This is a genomic window from Enterococcus sp. AN402 (genome assembly GCF_040719405.1).
Taxonomy (GTDB): Bacteria; Bacillota; Bacilli; order Lactobacillales; family Enterococcaceae; genus Enterococcus; species Enterococcus faecalis.
The window spans coordinates 573,390-590,587 of sequence record NZ_JBFDTM010000004.1; the positions used below are offsets into that span (position 1 = coordinate 573,390).

15 protein-coding genes are annotated in these 17,198 nt (G+C 37.8%); 8 read left to right on the forward strand and 7 right to left on the reverse strand.

Annotation, left to right across the window (positions count from 1 at the left end; all coding sequences use genetic code 11):
• Positions 1–13: 13 nt before the first annotated feature.
• Genes AB1I62_RS04125 through AB1I62_RS04135 form a run of 3 tightly spaced genes read left to right on the forward strand, consistent with a single transcriptional unit; the run spans position 14 to position 3,257 of the window.
• Positions 14–2,080, forward strand: a complete 2,067-nt coding sequence (locus AB1I62_RS04125; RefSeq protein ID WP_048736944.1) for a cellulose biosynthesis cyclic di-GMP-binding regulatory protein BcsB — start codon at positions 14–16, stop codon at positions 2,078–2,080.
• Positions 2,070–2,930: a hypothetical protein gene (locus AB1I62_RS04130; protein ID WP_048736942.1), complete on the forward strand. Its 861-nt coding sequence runs from the start codon at positions 2,070–2,072 to the stop codon at positions 2,928–2,930. The genes AB1I62_RS04125 and AB1I62_RS04130 overlap by 11 nt, the downstream gene beginning before the upstream one ends.
• Positions 2,931–2,945: 15 nt before the next feature.
• A complete protein-coding gene (locus AB1I62_RS04135; RefSeq protein ID WP_002355767.1) occupies positions 2,946–3,257 on the forward strand; it encodes a hypothetical protein in 312 nt (103 codons plus the stop codon).
• Between the two features lie 46 nt (positions 3,258–3,303).
• On the opposite strand, the gene AB1I62_RS04140 is transcribed toward AB1I62_RS04135, so the two are convergent.
• Genes AB1I62_RS04140 through AB1I62_RS04150 form a run of 3 tightly spaced genes read right to left on the reverse strand, consistent with a single transcriptional unit; the run spans position 3,304 to position 6,652 of the window.
• Positions 3,304–4,458, reverse strand: a complete 1,155-nt coding sequence (locus tag AB1I62_RS04140; RefSeq protein WP_048736940.1) for a pyridoxal phosphate-dependent aminotransferase — start codon at positions 4,456–4,458, stop codon at positions 3,304–3,306.
• Positions 4,459–4,473: 15 nt separating this feature from the next.
• Positions 4,474–5,196 carry an amino acid ABC transporter ATP-binding protein gene (locus AB1I62_RS04145; RefSeq protein WP_002355769.1) on the reverse strand — a complete coding sequence of 241 codons (723 nt, stop codon included), beginning with the start codon at positions 5,194–5,196 and terminating at the stop codon, positions 4,474–4,476.
• The gene (locus AB1I62_RS04150; protein ID WP_002355770.1) at positions 5,189–6,652 is read right to left on the reverse strand and encodes an ABC transporter permease subunit; all 1,464 of its coding nucleotides are present in this window, start codon (positions 6,650–6,652) and stop codon (positions 5,189–5,191) included. The genes AB1I62_RS04145 and AB1I62_RS04150 overlap by 8 nt, the downstream gene beginning before the upstream one ends.
• Before the next feature lie 170 nt (positions 6,653–6,822).
• On the opposite strand from AB1I62_RS04150, the gene AB1I62_RS04155 reads away from it, so the two are divergent.
• The 5 genes from AB1I62_RS04155 (at position 6,823) to adhE (ending at position 13,015) form a co-directional block, all read left to right on the forward strand.
• Positions 6,823–7,929: an iron-containing alcohol dehydrogenase family protein gene (locus tag AB1I62_RS04155; protein WP_002379176.1), complete on the forward strand. Its 1,107-nt coding sequence runs from the start codon at positions 6,823–6,825 to the stop codon at positions 7,927–7,929.
• Positions 7,930–8,088: 159 nt separating this feature from the next.
• Complete coding sequence (gene tgt / locus AB1I62_RS04160; RefSeq protein WP_048736936.1) at positions 8,089–9,234, forward strand: tRNA guanosine(34) transglycosylase Tgt; 1,146 nt, start codon at positions 8,089–8,091, stop codon at positions 9,232–9,234.
• A 60-nt stretch (positions 9,235–9,294) separates the two neighbouring features.
• Complete coding sequence (gene yajC, locus AB1I62_RS04165) at positions 9,295–9,693, forward strand: preprotein translocase subunit YajC (protein ID WP_025189494.1); 399 nt, start codon at positions 9,295–9,297, stop codon at positions 9,691–9,693.
• Between the two features lie 261 nt (positions 9,694–9,954).
• Entirely contained in the window at positions 9,955–10,260 is a 306-nt protein-coding gene (locus AB1I62_RS04170; protein WP_048736933.1) for a post-transcriptional regulator, read from the forward strand.
• Between the two features lie 157 nt (positions 10,261–10,417).
• Positions 10,418–13,015 (forward strand): bifunctional acetaldehyde-CoA/alcohol dehydrogenase, encoded by a 2,598-nt coding sequence (gene adhE, locus AB1I62_RS04175; protein ID WP_002388933.1) that lies wholly within the window; start codon positions 10,418–10,420, stop codon positions 13,013–13,015.
• A gap of 44 nt (positions 13,016–13,059) precedes the next feature.
• Here the strand turns inward: adhE and fni are convergent, their stop codons facing one another.
• Genes fni through mvk form a run of 4 tightly spaced genes read right to left on the reverse strand, consistent with a single transcriptional unit; the run spans position 13,060 to position 17,135 of the window.
• A complete protein-coding gene (gene fni, locus AB1I62_RS04180) occupies positions 13,060–14,103 on the reverse strand; it encodes a type 2 isopentenyl-diphosphate Delta-isomerase (protein WP_002399734.1) in 1,044 nt (347 codons plus the stop codon).
• The gene (locus tag AB1I62_RS04185) at positions 14,087–15,193 is read right to left on the reverse strand and encodes a phosphomevalonate kinase (protein WP_002355777.1); all 1,107 of its coding nucleotides are present in this window, start codon (positions 15,191–15,193) and stop codon (positions 14,087–14,089) included. Before AB1I62_RS04185 ends, fni begins: the two co-directional genes overlap by 17 nt.
• Positions 15,194–15,195: 2 nt before the next feature.
• Positions 15,196–16,191, reverse strand: a complete 996-nt coding sequence (mvaD, locus tag AB1I62_RS04190; protein ID WP_002355778.1) for a diphosphomevalonate decarboxylase — start codon at positions 16,189–16,191, stop codon at positions 15,196–15,198.
• Positions 16,191–17,135, reverse strand: coding sequence for a mevalonate kinase (mvk, locus tag AB1I62_RS04195; protein ID WP_048736931.1), 945 nt, complete (start codon positions 17,133–17,135; stop codon positions 16,191–16,193). Before mvk ends, mvaD begins: the two co-directional genes overlap by 1 nt.
• Positions 17,136–17,198: the final 63 nt, after the last annotated feature.

Genomic DNA, 17,198 nt, shown 5'->3' on the forward strand with positions numbered 1-17,198 from the left:
GAGGAAACGTGCAATGAAACAAAAAACAGTCACTTTAATAGGGTTGTTCTTTCTGGCAATTCTGATTGGTGTCGCAAGTCCGACCGTATACGCCGAAAACAAAGAACAAGACAACCATACCTTTACACAACCTTTTCAAAATAAAACAATCTCTTTAACAGGTACTTCTGTCCGTAGCACCATGTATTTTACAAAAATTGATTATTGGGACGTAAAAAAAGCATCATTCAATATGACCTACCAAATCACACAATTAAAAAATAATCAGACCTCAGATTTAACTGTGGCAGTTAATGGTGTGAAGTTTTATTCTTGGCGTCCTGAAAATACGACTGGTATTCAACAAAAGACGATTGAAATCCCTTTGGAACTGATTAAAGAGACAAATACATTGACTGTTGAGGGCCAAATTATTAATCAGGCAGGAAACGACATGTATAATTTAATTGAAACTCCGGCAAATTGGTTAACGATGTATGAAGGATCTAACGTAAACTTCCAATACGATTTACAACTACCAGAGAATACAATTCATTCTTTTTATAATCATTTTGTAGGAGCAGACACGATTGCGAATAAACACAGTGTTATTTTGACACCAGAAAATGCATCGGAAAAAGAATTAGCTGCAGCGACCCATGCGTTAGCTGGTGCTGCTCGTTTGATTACTACCTCAGAAGAATTGTTGCCAATGGCTTCTTTGAACAAAGAACAGTCAGCACCCTATCAGTTGATTATTGCCAGCTATGATAAATTACCAGATCAGTATAAAAGTCAAATTGATAGCAAACGTGTGGAGGACCAGGCTGTCTTAAAATTTTTCAATCAACCAGATAAGCATGTTTTAGTAGCTACTTCTAAAGATGAGGACTTACTTGTTCGTGCGGGACGTTATTTAGCCAACTATGAATTAATGACCCAAACAGATAAAGAAGAGACAACAGTTGATGAGAATACCGATACGTTTAGTTCAACTTTAGAATTTGATGGAAATTATCCATTAACCTCAACGGGGGACAAGCTAGAAGGGGCCTATCACCAAGAACAAACGTACTTTGTCAATTTACCAGTGGATCGAAACAATGCCAATGGAAGTCGCGTGCATTTACATTTTAAATACGCTGAAAACTTAGATTTTGATTCTTCTTTAGTGACGGTCTATGCCAATGATAAACCAATTGGCAGCAAGAAATTAACCGCTACTCGTGCGAACGGTGATGAATTAAATCTCGAATTTCCAAAGAACTTAGAAATTGCTGATAGTTTTGTTTTAAAAGTCGCTTTTGATTTGAATGTTAAATCACCAGAAGTTTTACGAAATGGTCAGACTCCATGGGCCTTTATTGAAAATAATTCGAATGCGTTTATTCAAACAGAAGAACTGAATGACATATTATTTAACAACTATCCGAACATTTTTATCAGAAGCCGTTCTTTTGCTGATTTAGCGATTTTATTACCAGAAAAAATGGACGATAACTATTTTAAAGTGTTGACCAATTTATTTAACTTAATTGGTAATTATGCCGAAAGTAATGTCGGTGAGATTACGTATTATAAAAAAGCGCCTAAAAATGCGGCATTAGAAAATCATAACTTGATTATTTTTGGTACGCCTAAGGATAATCCGATGATTCGTAAGTTAAACGATCAGTTATATTTCCATTATGATAAGGACTTCACACGTTTTGTTTCAAACGAGAAACTGAGTATCGAAAAAGATTATGGTAAACAAATCGGTACGGCGCAGCTAATGTTTTCTCCATATAATGCGAAAGCCGCGGCGTTAATCTTAACAGGAGCTAAATCACAAGGTGTCTTTTTAGCCTCTACACAAGTGAATACAGAGAAGAATGCTTCTATGTACAAAGGAGATGCCATTGTGGTTGATCCGAACTATCGTCGCTATGATTATCGTTTCAAAAAACGTGTAAGCAACGTTAGCAACGAATCATTAGGTAAACGAATTGTCAATAATCATAAATTAATGATTTATCTATTTGTCTTCTTAATTGGTATGATCATTATTGGATTAAGTGCGTTCTTCATCGTGAAGAAGAATTTGAAAGGTGGGGAATAGAGTGAATCAAAAACGAGTGACCTTACTTTTGGATTTAACTTTGTTGGTAGGAATTGTTTTGGTTGTCGGCACAACCATCTTTATGGCCTTAGGAACGAATGATTTCTTTGTGGACTTAAGTTGTCTATTAATTTCAGTTATCTTAATTATCGTTACCTATTTTGTAGGAATTACAGCGGGGTTAACATTTTCGCTTATATTTATTTTTCTACAATTGACTTATGTTGTATATCAGTATGTCTATCATGATTTGTTTAGCTATGGCTCATTATTTTGGCTAATCATGCCGCCACTCTACTGTTTAACAATCTATGCAGTGACTTATCAAATTCGTATGATTCAAGAAGAAAATATTCGTTTACGTAAAGAAACTTCTCAGTTAAATGCGTTAGATGCAGTAACTAATTTAAGAACAGCAAAAATGTACGAAGAAGGATTTGATTTATTTTCTGATATTTCTACACGTTATGAAGCGCCGTTATATTTAGTCGTGATTCGAGTGGCCTATTGGGAAAGTATTCGTAACTTATTAAGTCCTGAACAAAAGAATGAATTGCTACAAATCGTGACAGCGGCGATTAAAGAGACAACAGATGATCGCTTCTTACCATACTTTATCGACGGCACACCGCCGACTTGGGCGTTATTAATTTTCCGCGATGGGGATGACGGATACACTACTAGAAAAGAATTCAAACAACAAGCTCAAGAGAAATTTGCCCATTCTGAAACCTTAAGAAATATTACTTTGACATTACAAGTTTCCTATACCAAATATGATCCTGCCGAATTTAACAACGCTTCAGAATTTTTAGGGGATGGAATTAATTCTCTTCAATATGATGTTTAAAAAGGAGGCAAACAAATGACTGAAAAACTTGCTGTTTTTACAGGGAAATTAGCAGAGGCTGGTGTGTTAAATGAGACGCAGCCATTGTCAATGCGATTACATTTAGAAAATATCCAAGCAGAAAGTGATCCAGAATCCATTGTTCCCTTATTTTCTCATGGGGTAATTTTAAACATACTTGTTGAACAGTTAGAGGAAAGTATCCCACTGTCTCACTTGAAAAAAGGGACCAAAGTCCGTTTCACAGTCGTGGGCTTGCCGCCGATGACTATGTCGATTCCACCGCATGTTGGTGGGCAAGCGATTGAATTGATAGAAGAAATCTAAAAAGCTTCTGCATTAGCTATGATTATTAGCTAATGCAGAAGCTTTTTTATTCAAAGGTCATTCTTTCAATTCGATCGAACGCTTCCTTTAATAAATCTAAATTTTGTGTTGCGGCTAAACGAATGTACTCATCGCCCGTTGTTTCACCAAATGCTTTTCCAGGAATCACTAATACCTGTGTCTCTTTTAAAAGCTTTTCCACAAAAGGAACGGAAGTTAGTCCAGTTTTTTGAATATTAATGAAGGCGTAAATACTTCCTTTGACTGGATGAAGCGAAAGGAAAGGAATCTTTGCTACTCGTTGGGCCACATACTCTAAACGTGTTTGGAACACTTCAACGATTGGGTCTACAAATTCGTCAAAATGTTGTAACGCATAGATTCCTGCTTGCTGTGACAACGTAGGCGCAGAATACGTAACGCCTTCATTAATTAATTTGGCTACTTCGTTAATATAGTCTGGGGCAATCATATAACCAATACGCCAACCAGTCATTGCAAAGGCTTTTGAAAAGCTACCAAAAGTGATAGTATTTTCTGGAGCAAACGTAGCCATGGGAGTAAACGTTTCTTGGAAACAAAAGGCTTCATAAACTTCATCTGAAAGAATGTATAAATTGTGTTCAATCGCTACCTGTGCGATTTCTCTGAAAGTTTCTTCAGAGAAAACAGCGCCTGTCGGGTTATTCGGTGAATTTAGAATAATCGCTTTGGTTTTAGGCGTGATTTTTTCTTTCAAAAGAGCTACATCAATTTGGAAACCATCTTCTTCATAAGTCGGTAAAAAGACAGGAAGACCATTTGCTAAAAGGACTTGGTCTTTATAAGGAGAGAAGTAAGGTTCATGAATAATCACTTCATCTCCAGGATTTAGAATCACTTGTAAGGCAAGGTACATTCCGTGCAGAGCGCCAACTGTGGCCCGGACTTGATTCGGTTGAAAGGATAATTGATAATGTGACTGATAAAACTGAATGACCGCCTCAATGAATGCCTCGCTACCATCAGAAGCGGTATATTTTGTATGCCCATTTTTGGCATCGTTAGCTGCTTGTTCGATAATCCGCTCATCGGTAATTAAGTCAGGGTCACCAATCGATAAATCGATTAAATTTGGGGTCTTTTTCGCCAATGTTGCAATATCCATGAGTAAATTTTCAGTAGGTTGTTGGTAACGTGTTGCGATATTCTTGCGATCCATACCAGGTGCTCCTTTTTATAAAACTTTTCTTAGAAAATCTTGTGTTCTTGGGTTTTGTGGCGCATCAAAAATTTCTTCAGGTGTGCCTTCTTCTTGAATAATTCCTGCATCCATAAAAATGACACGGTCCGCGACTTCTTTTGCGAAGCCCATTTCATGGGTAACCACTACCATTGTCATCCCTTCAATAGCTAAATTTTTCATAACGGATAGCACTTCGCCCACCATTTCAGGGTCTAAGGCAGAAGTTGGTTCATCGAACAGCATCACGTCAGGGCGCATGGCTAAAGCACGAGCAATCGCTACCCGTTGTTGTTGCCCACCAGAAAGTTGAGCGGGATAATTTTCTTTTTTATCTGATAAACCAACTTGTTCCAGTAAAGAAAGAGCATGTTCTGTGGCTTCGGCAGCGGCTTCTTTTTTTACTTTAACAGGACTAATCGTTAAGTTTTCCAAGACATTTTTATGCGGGAAAAGATTGAAATTTTGGAATACCATTCCCATTTTTTGACGAAGTTGATCAATGTTGGTATTTTTATCTAATAAATTTTTTCCTTCAAATTCAACGCTGCCACCAGTTGGTGTTTCTAATAAGTTCAAGCAACGTAAAAAAGTACTTTTACCACTGCCAGAAGGGCCAATAATTACGACAACTTCACCAGCTTCAATTTCTAAGTCAATTCCTTTAAGTACTTCATTTTTTCCGAATGTTTTCTGTAAGTTTTTAATGTTAATCACTAGTACTCATTCTCCTTTCAGCAACACCTAATAGACGTGAGATAGTAAAGGTTAGGACGAAATAAATCAACGATACAATTAAGTAAGGTAGGAAGGGTTTAAAACTTGCTCCTTGAACGTTGCCAGCTTGGAAAATTAGTTCCGAAACACCAATGACTGAAACAACGGAAGATTCTTTAATTACTGTAACAAATTCATTGCCTAACGCTGGTAAAATATTTTTAATAGCTTGTGGGAAAATGATGTATCGCATTGCTTGGTTTTGATTCATTCCCAAGGAACGAGCAGCTTCCAATTGTCCTTTATTAACTGCCTGAATACCCGCACGAATAATTTCTGCTACATATGCACCACTGTTTAAAGAAAGAGCAATACAACCAGCTGCTACTTTTGATAAGTCTAAACCAAGAACGCCTGTCCCGAAATAGACAATAAAAATTTGAACAAGCAAAGGAGTGCCACGAACATATTCAATATAAGCAATGGCAATGCCACGTAAAATTTTGGAATTGGCTAACTTCATTAAGGCAAGTAATGCCCCTAAAATGGCACCAAACAAAACACCAATGAAAGCTAGGAAAATGGTATAGCCTGCACCGTTAAGATAGAACTTTCCATACTTTTGTAAAAAGCTTTGATCTTTTTGGAACATTAATTGATTGGCTTCTTTTTTATAACCGTCCATTAATTTTTGATCATTAATTTGTTTAATAGAGGCATTTACTTTCTCCGTCAAAACGGGCGCATCTTTAGGAAAAGCAACGGCAGTATCTTTTGAGCCTTTTTCAAAGGTAACATCAGCAAAAGCTAAATCCTCATTTTGAGAAACATAGGCTTCGCCAACCGGTTCTTCCATAACGACTGCATCTAATTTATTATTTTTTAGATTCATAATTAAATCTGGAATTTTTTGAAGAGAAGTAGGGACAGCACCGGTTAATTCGGTTTTAATTAATTCTTCTTGTGTCGTTTGCTTTTGGGCACCTGCACGAACGCCTTCGAAATCTTTAGTGGAATGAAATTTATCTTTGTCTTCTTTCCGAACAATGACTCTTTGTTGAACGTTCATATATGGTTGAGAAAAAGCTACTTCTTTTAATCGTTCAGGCGTTGGCGACATGCCAGAGATGACCATGTCAATCTTGCCAGTTTTTAAGGCCCCTAACAGAGCATCAAAGCCTAGTTCTTCGATTTTTAATTTAACGCCTAAATCGTCGGCAATTTTTTGAGCAATAGAAATATCAAAACCGACAATTTTATCTTCACCATCTACTTTTGCATGAAATTCATAAGGGGCATAGTCTGCGGATAAGCCGACAACTAGTTCTCCCTTTTGGATGATTTTGTCATAGACTGGATCGTTTTCGGCTGCAAAAGTTTCTTTAATAGGTAATAATGAGAGCAACAAGAATAAAATTGGTAAAATCGTCTGTAGCCATTTTTTACATTTGGTCATTTGCGTAAACTCCTTTTTGTATTATTTTTATAAATATTCAAAAAAAGCGAATAAATGTATAAAAATTTATTGTGTTATGATGTGATTTATCATATCATAGAATATGTAAAAGGAAAAGTAGTAGAGTTGAAAAAATACAACTTTTTCAAAAAAAAATTCAAAAGTCAAAAATGAAGGGGATTTTCAAGATGGAACAATCATTAATTGTGAGAGGGACACCACAAGAGTATCTTTGCGAAATTGGTTCGTGGGAATTATTAGAAGGACAACTATTATGCAGAAATATTCATCGTGTATTCATTTTACACGGGACTGAGTCATGGCAAGCGGCAAAACCGTATTTTCCGACGTTTCAAAAAGTAACAGCTGTTTTTGAAAACTATGGAGGTGTTTGTACAGATCAACGTGTGCAAGAGTTAGAAGCGCAAGTGCTGGACAATCATTTAGAGGCCATCGTCGCTGTTGGTGGAGGAAAAGTGGCCGACTTGGGCAAAGCCTTAGCACACAAAATGGCGTTACCGGTAATTATTTTGCCCACTTTAGCAGCTACTTGTGCACCGTGCACGCCATTGAGTGTAATGTATCGAGAAGATGGAGCAATGGAACGATATGACGTTTTTCCGCAAGCAAACGCTTTGGTGTTGGTAGAACCAAGAGTGTTATTGCATTCGCCTCGGTCCTTAATGGTGGCAGGTATTGGGGATACATTAGCTAAATGGTACGAAGCAGATGCGATTATTTCGCAGTTAGACGTCCAAGTGTTACCTATTCAAGTTTCTCATTTTGCCGCGGAAAAATGCCGCGATATTTTGTTAAATGAAAGTATCAATGCTTTAAAAGCGATGGAAGAGCAACAATTAAATCAATCGTTTATTGATGTCATCGAAACAAATTTAATTATTGGTGGAATGGTGGGTGGCTTTGGCGATGATTATGGTCGGACAGCAGGTGCCCATTCCATTCATGATGCACTAACTTTGCTGCCAGCTAGCCATCGACAATTGCATGGAAACAAAGTGGCGTATGGTGTGTTTGTTCAATTAGCCATTGAAGAGAAATGGCAAGAAATCGCTGAATTGATTCCTTTCTATCACCAACTAGGTTTGCCTATTTCTTTAAAAGAAATGGACATGGACTTAACTGAAGCCGAGTATCAAGAAGTAGCAGAACGTGCTTGTATAGAAGGCGAAACGATTCATTATATGAAACAAAAAATTACCCCTGAAATTGTGAAAACAGCGATGCAAGATTTAGAAAAATATACAGCGACAAAATAAGTGCCAAACAGCAACTAGCTCATTTGAATTATTTGAACTAGTTGCTGTTTTTTTAAGGATCCTTTTTTGAAAAAAGAAACCTTGAGAAATCCTTGCAAATTCAATAAAAAAAAAGTATGATGATGGGAGGACAAATTATAGTAGAAAGTAGGGAAATGAATGACGGAACCAGCCATTCGTTATCGTTTAATCAAAAAAGATAAACACACAGGTGCGCGTTTAGGTGAATTAATTACTCCTCACGGCACATTTCCAACACCAATGTTTATGCCGGTAGGTACACTTGCGACAGTTAAAACAATCTCACCAGAAGAATTAAAAGAAATGGGTGCCGGTGTTATTTTAAGTAATACTTACCATTTATGGTTACGCCCAGGTGAAGATTTAGTCGAAGAAGCAGGCGGTTTACACAAATTTATGAACTGGGATCAACCTATTTTAACTGATTCAGGTGGCTTCCAAGTCTTCTCATTAAGTGATATGCGGAAAATCGAAGAAGAAGGTGTGCATTTTAGAAATCATTTAAATGGTTCAAAAATGTTCCTTTCTCCAGAAAAAGCGATCAATATTCAAAATAAATTAGGATCAGATATTATGATGAGCTTTGATGAATGTCCACCATTTGATGAAAGCTATGAGTATGTCAAACGCTCGATTGAACGGACTTCTCGTTGGGCTGAGCGTGGCTTAAAAGCCCATGCGAATCCTGATAGACAGGGATTATTCGGTATTGTTCAAGGTGCGGGATTTGAAGATTTACGTCGTCAAAGTGCCAAAGATTTAGTGAGTATGGATTTTCCTGGCTATTCGATTGGTGGCTTATCTGTTGGTGAGTCTAAGGAAGAAATGAACCGAGTCTTAGACTTTACGACACCGTTAATTCCTGAAAATAAACCACGTTACTTAATGGGTGTGGGTGCCCCTGATTCATTAATTGATGGAGTGATTCGTGGGATTGACATGTTTGATTGTGTGCTACCAACACGTATTGCGCGCAATGGTACTTGTATGACTTCACAAGGTCGCTTGGTTGTTAAAAATGCCCAATATGCAAGAGATTTTCGTCCGCTTGATGAAAAATGTGATTGTTATGTTTGTCGTAATTATACGCGGGCCTATATTCGTCATTTGATTAAATGTGATGAAACATTCGGAATCCGTTTAACATCGTATCATAATTTATACTTCTTGTTAGACTTAATGAAAAACGTCCGTCAAGCAATTATGGACGACAATTTATTAGAATTCCGACAAGCGTTTTTTGAAGAATATGGCTTTAATAAAGCGAATGCAAAAAGTTTCTAAAAATTAGAGGAAAAAACTAGTTCTTCAAGCATTTTTTTGATACAGTTAGTAGTGTGAATAATGCAGAGTGAGGTGAAACAAATGGGTGGCGGATTTACAATGATTTTTACATTAGTCCTTTTAGGAGGAATGATGTTTTTCATGACACGTTCTCAAAAGAAACAACAGCAAGAACGTCAAAAACAACTAAACGCAATGAAAATTGGCGATAGTGTTGTCACAATTGGTGGTTTACATGGTGTTTTAAGTGAAATCAACGAAAAAACAGTTTTAATCGATTGCGAAGGTATTGTCTTAGAATTTGACCGTGCAGCAATTCGAACTGTAACACCTGGAACTGCTGTTACAAATGATTCAGCAGTAACTAGTGTACCAGTCACAGAAGTTGAAGAGACAGTCACAGAAGAAGTAACTGAAGTTCCTGAAACATCAGATCCTTCAAAAGAAAAGAAAGACTAAACGAATCAACTGATTTATTTAATGGTTAAAGAGAGCGGAACAGGCTTTTCAAAGGCGAAACTGTGACCAGTAGTCACACGAGAAAGCCAATAAGAAGAGATAATTCCTATTCCGCTCGTGTCGTTTATCTTAAAATGTAGGACTAGGAAGGTAGGTCATTTTGACTTACGCCCTAAGTCCTTTTTAACTATTAAGTTTACAAAAAAGGTTCCTTTTTATAGTGTTGAAAGATAGTTAAAAAGTGAGCAATCTTTCGCTTGGTTGGAAGGAGAAGAGCCCATGACAAAGGAAAAATTAAGTTGGTTACAACAAAAAATGCTCAATAAAAGTATTAAAAAGAAGTGCCAAAATTTTCGTGAACTAGGTTATTCTTCCATCAACGAAGAAGATTTATTGACTTATTTACTCACCTATCGTTGGAAAAAACAAACCCAGTTATCTGTCAAAGACTGTCGCAAAGACATTCAGAAGGTTAAGCCGAATGAATTTTTTGACTATCAACAATTATTGGCACAGACATCAAAAAATCCTTTAAGGGACTGGCATGATATTGAAGACTTATTCTAGAAAAAAGAATAGGTCTTTTTTTTTGAGATAAAAAAAATTATAAATAGTTGTGAAAAATATCACAAAAACTATTTACAAGATTCATTTTATGTTGTATGATGTGAATGTGAAATAGTTAACAAAGTTTTTTTAAAATGAAACTCTTAGGAGGATGAACATGGTTAAAACAGTAAAAAAAGAAAAGACAGAAACAGTTGATGTTTCATCAATGATTGATGAATTAGCAACAAAAGCGAATGTCGCTTTAAAAGCAATGGAAGATTTTACACAAGAACAAGTAGATCACATTGTCCATCAAATGGCGATGGCGGCGTTAGACCAACATATGCCTTTAGCAAAAATGGCTGTCGAAGAAACTGGCCGTGGAATCTATGAAGATAAAGCAATCAAAAATATGTATGCATCTGAATACATTTGGAATAATATTAAACATGATAAAACAGTGGGTGTAATTAACAAAGACGAACAAACCGGCTTAATGGAAATTGCTGAGCCAGTTGGCGTGGTATGTGGGGTCACACCAACAACGAACCCAACGTCAACAACTATTTTTAAATCACTAATTGCCTTAAAAACAAGAAATCCAATTGTTTTTGCTTTCCATCCTAGCGCACAAAAATGTTCGGCAGAAGCGGCACGTATTGTACGGGATGCGGCGATTGCAGCAGGTGCACCAGAAAATTGTATTCAATGGATTGAACAACCATCGATTGATGCAACATCTGCTTTGATGAATCATCCAGGGATTGCCATTGTTTTAGCAACTGGTGGCGCAGGCATGGTAAAATCTGCGTACTCAACAGGTAAACCAGCACTAGGCGTTGGTCCTGGGAACGTACCAGCTTATATTGAAAAAACGGCTAAAGTAAAACGTGCGGTTAATGATTTAATTGTTTCAAAATCATTTGATAATGGAATGATTTGTGCTTCTGAGCAAGCGGTCATTGTGGATAAAGAAATTTATGCTTCTGTCAAAGCTGAGTTTGAAGCACACAATGTTTACTTCGTGAAACCGAATGAATTACAAAAACTAGAAGATGCAGTGATGAATGAAGGCAAATACGCAGTAAATCCAGCGATTGTCGGTAACTCTGCAGAAAAAATTGCTGAATTAGCAGGAATTAGCGTACCAAAAGGCACAAAAATTTTAGTCGCTGAATTAGAAGGTGCAGGTCCAGAATATCCATTATCAAGAGAAAAATTATCGCCAGTTTTAGCAATGATGAAATCAAACAATGCAGAGCATGCTTTTGAACTATGTGAAGCGATGTTAAACTTAGGTGGTTTAGGACATACAGCAGTAATTCATACAGAAGATGAAGAGTTACAAGTTGCTTTTGGTTTACGTATGAAAGCTTGTCGTATTTTAGTGAATACTCCATCAGCAGAAGGCGGTATCGGTAACATTTATAACGAAATGATTCCATCCTTAACACTTGGTTGTGGTTCATACGGGAAAAACTCTGTTTCTAAAAACGTATCAGCCATTAACTTAATTAATATTAAAACGGTAGCGAAACGGAGAAATAATATGCAATGGTTTAAATTACCTCCAAAAATTTTCTTTGAAAAAAATTCTTTACAATATCTACAAAAAATGGAAAATGTTGAACGTGTCATGTTAGTTTGTGACCCAGGTATGGTTCAATTTGGCTATGCAGATATCGTACGTAAAGAGCTACAAAAACGTAAAAATGATGTGAAAATCGAAGTATTTTCTGATGTTGAACCAAACCCATCAACAAATACTGTTTATGCAGGTACCAAAATGATGGTTGATTTCCAACCAGATACAGTGATTGCCTTGGGTGGCGGTTCTGCAATGGACGCGGCGAAAGGCATGTGGATGTTCTATGAACACCCAGATACAGAGTTCTTTGGTGCAAAACAAAAATTCTTAGATATCCGCAAACGGACATATAAAATTGCCAAACCAGAAAAAACACAATTTGTTTGTATACCAACTACTTCAGGAACTGGTTCAGAAGTTACACCATTTGCCGTTATTACTGATAGTGAAACACACGTGAAATATCCGTTAGCAGACTATGCGTTAACACCAGATGTAGCGATTGTTGATCCACAGTTCGTAATGTCTGTGCCAGCTTCAGTCACTGCAGATACAGGTATGGATGTTTTAACACATGCTATTGAATCTTATGTTTCCGTGATGGCTTCAGATTACACACGTGGTTTAAGTTTACAAGCAATCAAGTTAGTTTTCGATCATTTAGAAAATTCAGTGAAACGTCCAGATATGGAATCTCGCGAAAAAATGCATAATGCATCAACCATGGCAGGGATGGCATTTGCCAATGCATTCTTAGGTATTTGTCACTCTATTGCTCATAAAATTGGTGGGGAATATGGCATTCCACATGGTCGTACAAATGCGATTTTATTACCACATATTATTCGTTACAATGCGAAAGATCCATCAAAACACGCAATGTTCCCTAAATATGATTACTTCCGCGCCGATACTGATTATGCAGACATTGCAAAATTCTTAGGCTTAAAAGGAAATACTACCGCAGAATTAGTAGAAGCTTTAGCAACAGCAGTAGCAGACTTAGGTAAATCAGTCGGAATTGACATGAACTTGAAAGCCCAAGGTGTCTCACAAGAAACATTAGACACAACGGTTGATCGTATGGCAGAACTTGCATATGAAGACCAATGTACAACTGCAAATCCGAAAGAACCATTAATTAGTGAACTAAAACAAATTATCTTAGATGCTTATGTAGGATAAAAGAACTCAAATAAAGAGACCAGAACATTAATGTTCTGGTCTCTTTAACGTTTTGCGAAAACAGTGCTGTCGATACCACGGTTATGACACCAATTAACTAAAACTGGATCGAGGACAAGTGCAGTACTCGTCAATTCTTCTGTCGTCTTTTTTCCTAAAAGAGTATAAAGCATTTTCACTTCTTCTTGCCATTGCTGTACAAGGGCTAGGGTATTTTCTAAACCATTTTTACTCATAAGGGAAGCTAAGATAGTCCCAGCAACTCCCATGCTTTTGGCACCTAAAGCGAGTCCTTTGACAATATCAAGAGAGTTACGCACACCGCCAGAACCGAGAATAGTTAGTTTCTTTTGCCAATTTTGTGATTCCAGAAGAGAGATGACCGTTGATTGCCCCCAATCATCTAAGAAAGAAAGTTCTCGTTTCTTCCGCCGGGCATTTTCAATTTGTGTAAAACTCGTTCCGCCTTGGCCGCTCACATCCGCTGCTTGAACGCCGATAGAGGTAAGTTTTTCTAAGGTTTCTTGGCTCATGCCAAAGCCAACCTCTTTGACAATGACAGGCACTTCTACGGCCTGTACGATAGCTTCAATCTTGGTTAGCCAATTAGTGAAATCACGATCTCCTTCAGGCATGACCAATTCTTGGGGCACATTTACATGGATTTGTAAGGCATTCGCTTGAAATAAATCAAGCGCTCGCTTTGCTTCTTCCACACCCAAACCTGCACCAATATTGGCAAAAATGAGTCCATCTGGGTTTTCTTTTCGCATAATTTGATACGTATCCGCTAAACTAGCATCTTTTAACGCTGCCGAGACAGATCCTGTCGCAACTAAAAGGCCAGTTTCTTTGGCAATAATGCCTAATTGCTGATTAATTTCTTTTGCACGCTGACTACCACCTGTCATTGCATTGACATAAAAAGGTTGGGGAAGCTGAAAAGAAAGAAACGAAGTGGAAATATCCACTTCGTTAACAGCGGATTCAGCAAACGATTGGTGAACAAAACGCACACGATCAAAGTCATTACTTTTTTCTTTGTGGAACGCTTTAGCTAATGATAGATGTTCATCTTTTCGATTCATGCTTCTCCTTACACTCCTTTTGACCATAGGTATAGACGTGAAGTGGCAGTGGGGTAATTCCGTCTTTTTCCCAAGCAGTCATTAATGGTAAAATCCCAGATTTTTGGCGGAAAATTACAATCCCACAATCGCCCCCGCCAGCGCCAGAAGATTTCGCAGCTCCTGTATAAGATTCAGCCAAATCACAAAGATTTTTCAAGGCTTCTGTTTCGATTACCACACCAGTCAGTGAAGATAATTCGGCGAGTAATTGGCGATTTTTAGTAATTTGTTTTTGAATAACAGAAATTTTTCCTGTGTTAAAGCCATTAATCATTGTTTCGACACAAAGCCGACTTTTCATTAAGAACTGCTCATAAGCCGCTTGTTTTTCTTCTTTTGATTGATGGACTCGATCAACTAAGTCTGAAGTGGACGCAGGGCTACCTGTCCAACCAATTAGTAAACGTAGTTGTTTCGGTACTTTTAACGGAAAAATCATTAATTCAGGCCAGTCCATTGCTAACAAATCAGTTAATGTTTCAGTGGCTACTTTTTGATTGACCCAATCATGATCGAAGGTTGAAAAGGCAATCCAACCCCCGTAGCAGCTGGCAGCGATATCTCCACAAGAACCATTTCCTTGAACGGCTAAGTGAGCTAATGCTGATAATTTGAAAATTTCCTCATTTTCCAAACCTAAGTCATAAAAAATATTCAAGGCTTTGACAGTTCCAACGGTTACCGCACCGCTTGAACCAAGACCATATTTTCGTCCATTTGAACTATCTAATTCACTCGTCACTTTTAAATGATAAAATGACAATTCTTTGTTTTGCTCTTGCGCATATTTTTCAGTTAGATGAATCGCCGCTAAAACATAATGAAAAGGATTTTCGCGAATATCTAATACAAGCTCACCATTTCGGCGTGTCCAGCGAATAGGTAACGAGCTGTATTGTGCAGATTGAATACTGCCTTCATCTGTTGTTTCTTCGACAGTCACAGTTACGAATTGATCCACAGCAACGATAATGGCAGGGTGGCCAGGTTCAACAACGGCATATTCTCCTGCAATAAATAACTTTCCTGGCGTAGTAACTTCAATCATGCTTATTTATCCATTCCTTTCGTTTCAAACAATTCAATTCCGGGACCAGCAAAAGCTGGGACTAACTGCTCTTTTGAAAAATGTTCACTTAAAAATGTTTTTAATGCTTCTAAGTTTTTCTTTTCGACTAAAACCTTGACATTCGGACCTGCATCCATTGTAAAGTAGCAAGGAATTCCTTTGGCCCGTGCTTGGCGAACTAAAGCCATCGCTTGTAAGCTGCCTGGGGACCAGTAAGTAAATGGAGGGACAGCGCCTAAGGTGGTTCCATGCATCCTTAACCCATTGGCTTCAATGATTTCTCCTAAACGAGGGAAGTCTTTTGTTTTAATTGCTTCATGAACTTGTGATAAATCTTTTTCCACATTGTCCAACCAACCTTGATAAAAGCTAGAAGTTTCTACTGTTCGTTTCATTCCATCACGGCTGGAAACATCTTTTTCGCCATCATTAATTAAGATAAAGAGCATGGCCAATTCGTTTTCCCAATTATTGGCTGGAATATTTTCAGCAAACGACGTTTCATCAGAGTGGCCTTTGTTCCATTGAGCAAAACCACCAAAAATACTACGACAAGCAGAACCTGAACCACGTCGCGCTAAACGCGATAAGTCTTTTGCTGAAAGATTTAATCCTAAAGCTACGTTACAGGCCCCAGCTAAAGCAGCTAGACCACTCGCTGAAGAAGCCAAACCGGCTGCAGTAGGCACAAAATTTTGACTTTCCACTTTTGCAAACCAAGTACAATCGGCTTGTTGACGAACAAGGTTCAAAAATTCTTTGACTTTTTTTGTTTGTTTTTCGTTTTGCAAGATACCATCTAAAATAAATACATCTTCTGAATAATGGGCATCAAATGTCACAGTTGTTTCTGTGTAAAAGGCATCTAATGTTAATGATAAACTACTATTCATTGGTAAAATGTATTCTTCATTGGCTTTTCCCCAATATTTAATCAGAGCAATATTTGTATGCGCTCGTGCTTTTCCTGAAAGCATTACTTTTTCACCTCTAATGATTGAATCCATGTAGCAACAGCTCCATTTTCTTCTAAAGTCTGTGCAATGGTTTGTGCGGTCCTTTTATTATCTGTTAAGGCAATCATACAGCCACCGCGACCGCCGCCGGTTAATTTTGCTCCTAGAGCGCCATGTTCTAGAGAGAGAGCCACTAGTCGATCCAGCATATCGTTGCTGACGGTTAATTGCTGGAGTTGCTCTTGCGCTAACGTCATTAGCTGACCTAATTTTTGTTTATCATCTTGTAAAATTGCCTGCTTCGCTTCTTTAGTAAAAGAACCTAATTGTTTCATTGTTTCAGCGATTGCTGTGGGATTATTTTGAGCTAGCTGCGCAATGTCTTTCACTGCTTCACGTGTTTGACCTTTAATTCCCGTATCAGCTACTACTAAGTAGGCATTAGATAAATTCATCGAGAAATGTGTGGGCGGAAATCCTCTAGTAAAAAATAAGGGATCAGCGCCGCTTGTTGCTGCGGCATCGATACCACTAGGATTGCCATGAGCAATTTTCTCACTTAAGGAAACAAGCTCAAACAATTCTTGATATGTATAAGCGTAATCAAAATAATCAAAAAGGCTTCGAACGATGGCCACAGCGGTTGCTGCGCTTGAGCCCATTCCTCGTTCAGCGGGAATCGTACTTGTTAAGGTCAAAGTGCCTTTAAACGTATCTTCCTTTAAAAAATGTAAGGTTTGCTGAACAACTTCCTTGATATTTGCTAGCTCTTGGGGCACGTCTTCAAGCAATCCTGTAAAATATGCACAATCAATCTGCATAGTTTTTGCCGGGGTAAAGACGGCTGTGATTTCTGTCGCTTGAAAAGGAAAGGCGATTGCTGGTTCGCCGTAAACAACGGCGTGTTCCCCCATTAAAATGATTTTTCCCGTCGCTTGACCGAGGCCTTGTTTTTTTATATTCATTCACTGACATTCCTTTTGAGTAGAATCGAGTATAGGACAAAAGACGTTCTTGGATTAGAAGAA

What these genes read in the sequence shown, in the direction of transcription:
- AB1I62_RS04125 (WP_048736944.1), top strand. Translation starts at nt 14, where the DNA reads ATGAAACAAAAAACAGTCACTTTAATAGGGTTGTTCTTTCTGGCAATT.
- AB1I62_RS04135 (WP_002355767.1), top strand. Translation starts at nt 2,946, where the DNA reads ATGACTGAAAAACTTGCTGTTTTTACAGGGAAATTAGCAGAGGCTGGT.
- AB1I62_RS04140 (WP_048736940.1), bottom strand. Translation starts at nt 4,458, where the DNA reads ATGGATCGCAAGAATATCGCAACACGTTACCAACAACCTACTGAAAAT.
- AB1I62_RS04150 (WP_002355770.1), bottom strand. Translation starts at nt 6,652, where the DNA reads ATGACCAAATGTAAAAAATGGCTACAGACGATTTTACCAATTTTATTC.
- AB1I62_RS04155 (WP_002379176.1), top strand. Translation starts at nt 6,823, where the DNA reads ATGAAGGGGATTTTCAAGATGGAACAATCATTAATTGTGAGAGGGACA.
- tgt (WP_048736936.1), top strand. Translation starts at nt 8,089, where the DNA reads ATGACGGAACCAGCCATTCGTTATCGTTTAATCAAAAAAGATAAACAC.
- yajC (WP_025189494.1), top strand. Translation starts at nt 9,295, where the DNA reads ATGCAGAGTGAGGTGAAACAAATGGGTGGCGGATTTACAATGATTTTT.
- adhE (WP_002388933.1), top strand. Translation starts at nt 10,418, where the DNA reads ATGGTTAAAACAGTAAAAAAAGAAAAGACAGAAACAGTTGATGTTTCA.
- fni (WP_002399734.1), bottom strand. Translation starts at nt 14,103, where the DNA reads ATGAATCGAAAAGATGAACATCTATCATTAGCTAAAGCGTTCCACAAA.
- AB1I62_RS04185 (WP_002355777.1), bottom strand. Translation starts at nt 15,193, where the DNA reads ATGATTGAAGTTACTACGCCAGGAAAGTTATTTATTGCAGGAGAATAT.
- mvaD (WP_002355778.1), bottom strand. Translation starts at nt 16,191, where the DNA reads ATGCTTTCAGGAAAAGCACGAGCGCATACAAATATTGCTCTGATTAAA.
- mvk (WP_048736931.1), bottom strand. Translation starts at nt 17,135, where the DNA reads ATGAATATAAAAAAACAAGGCCTCGGTCAAGCGACGGGAAAAATCATT.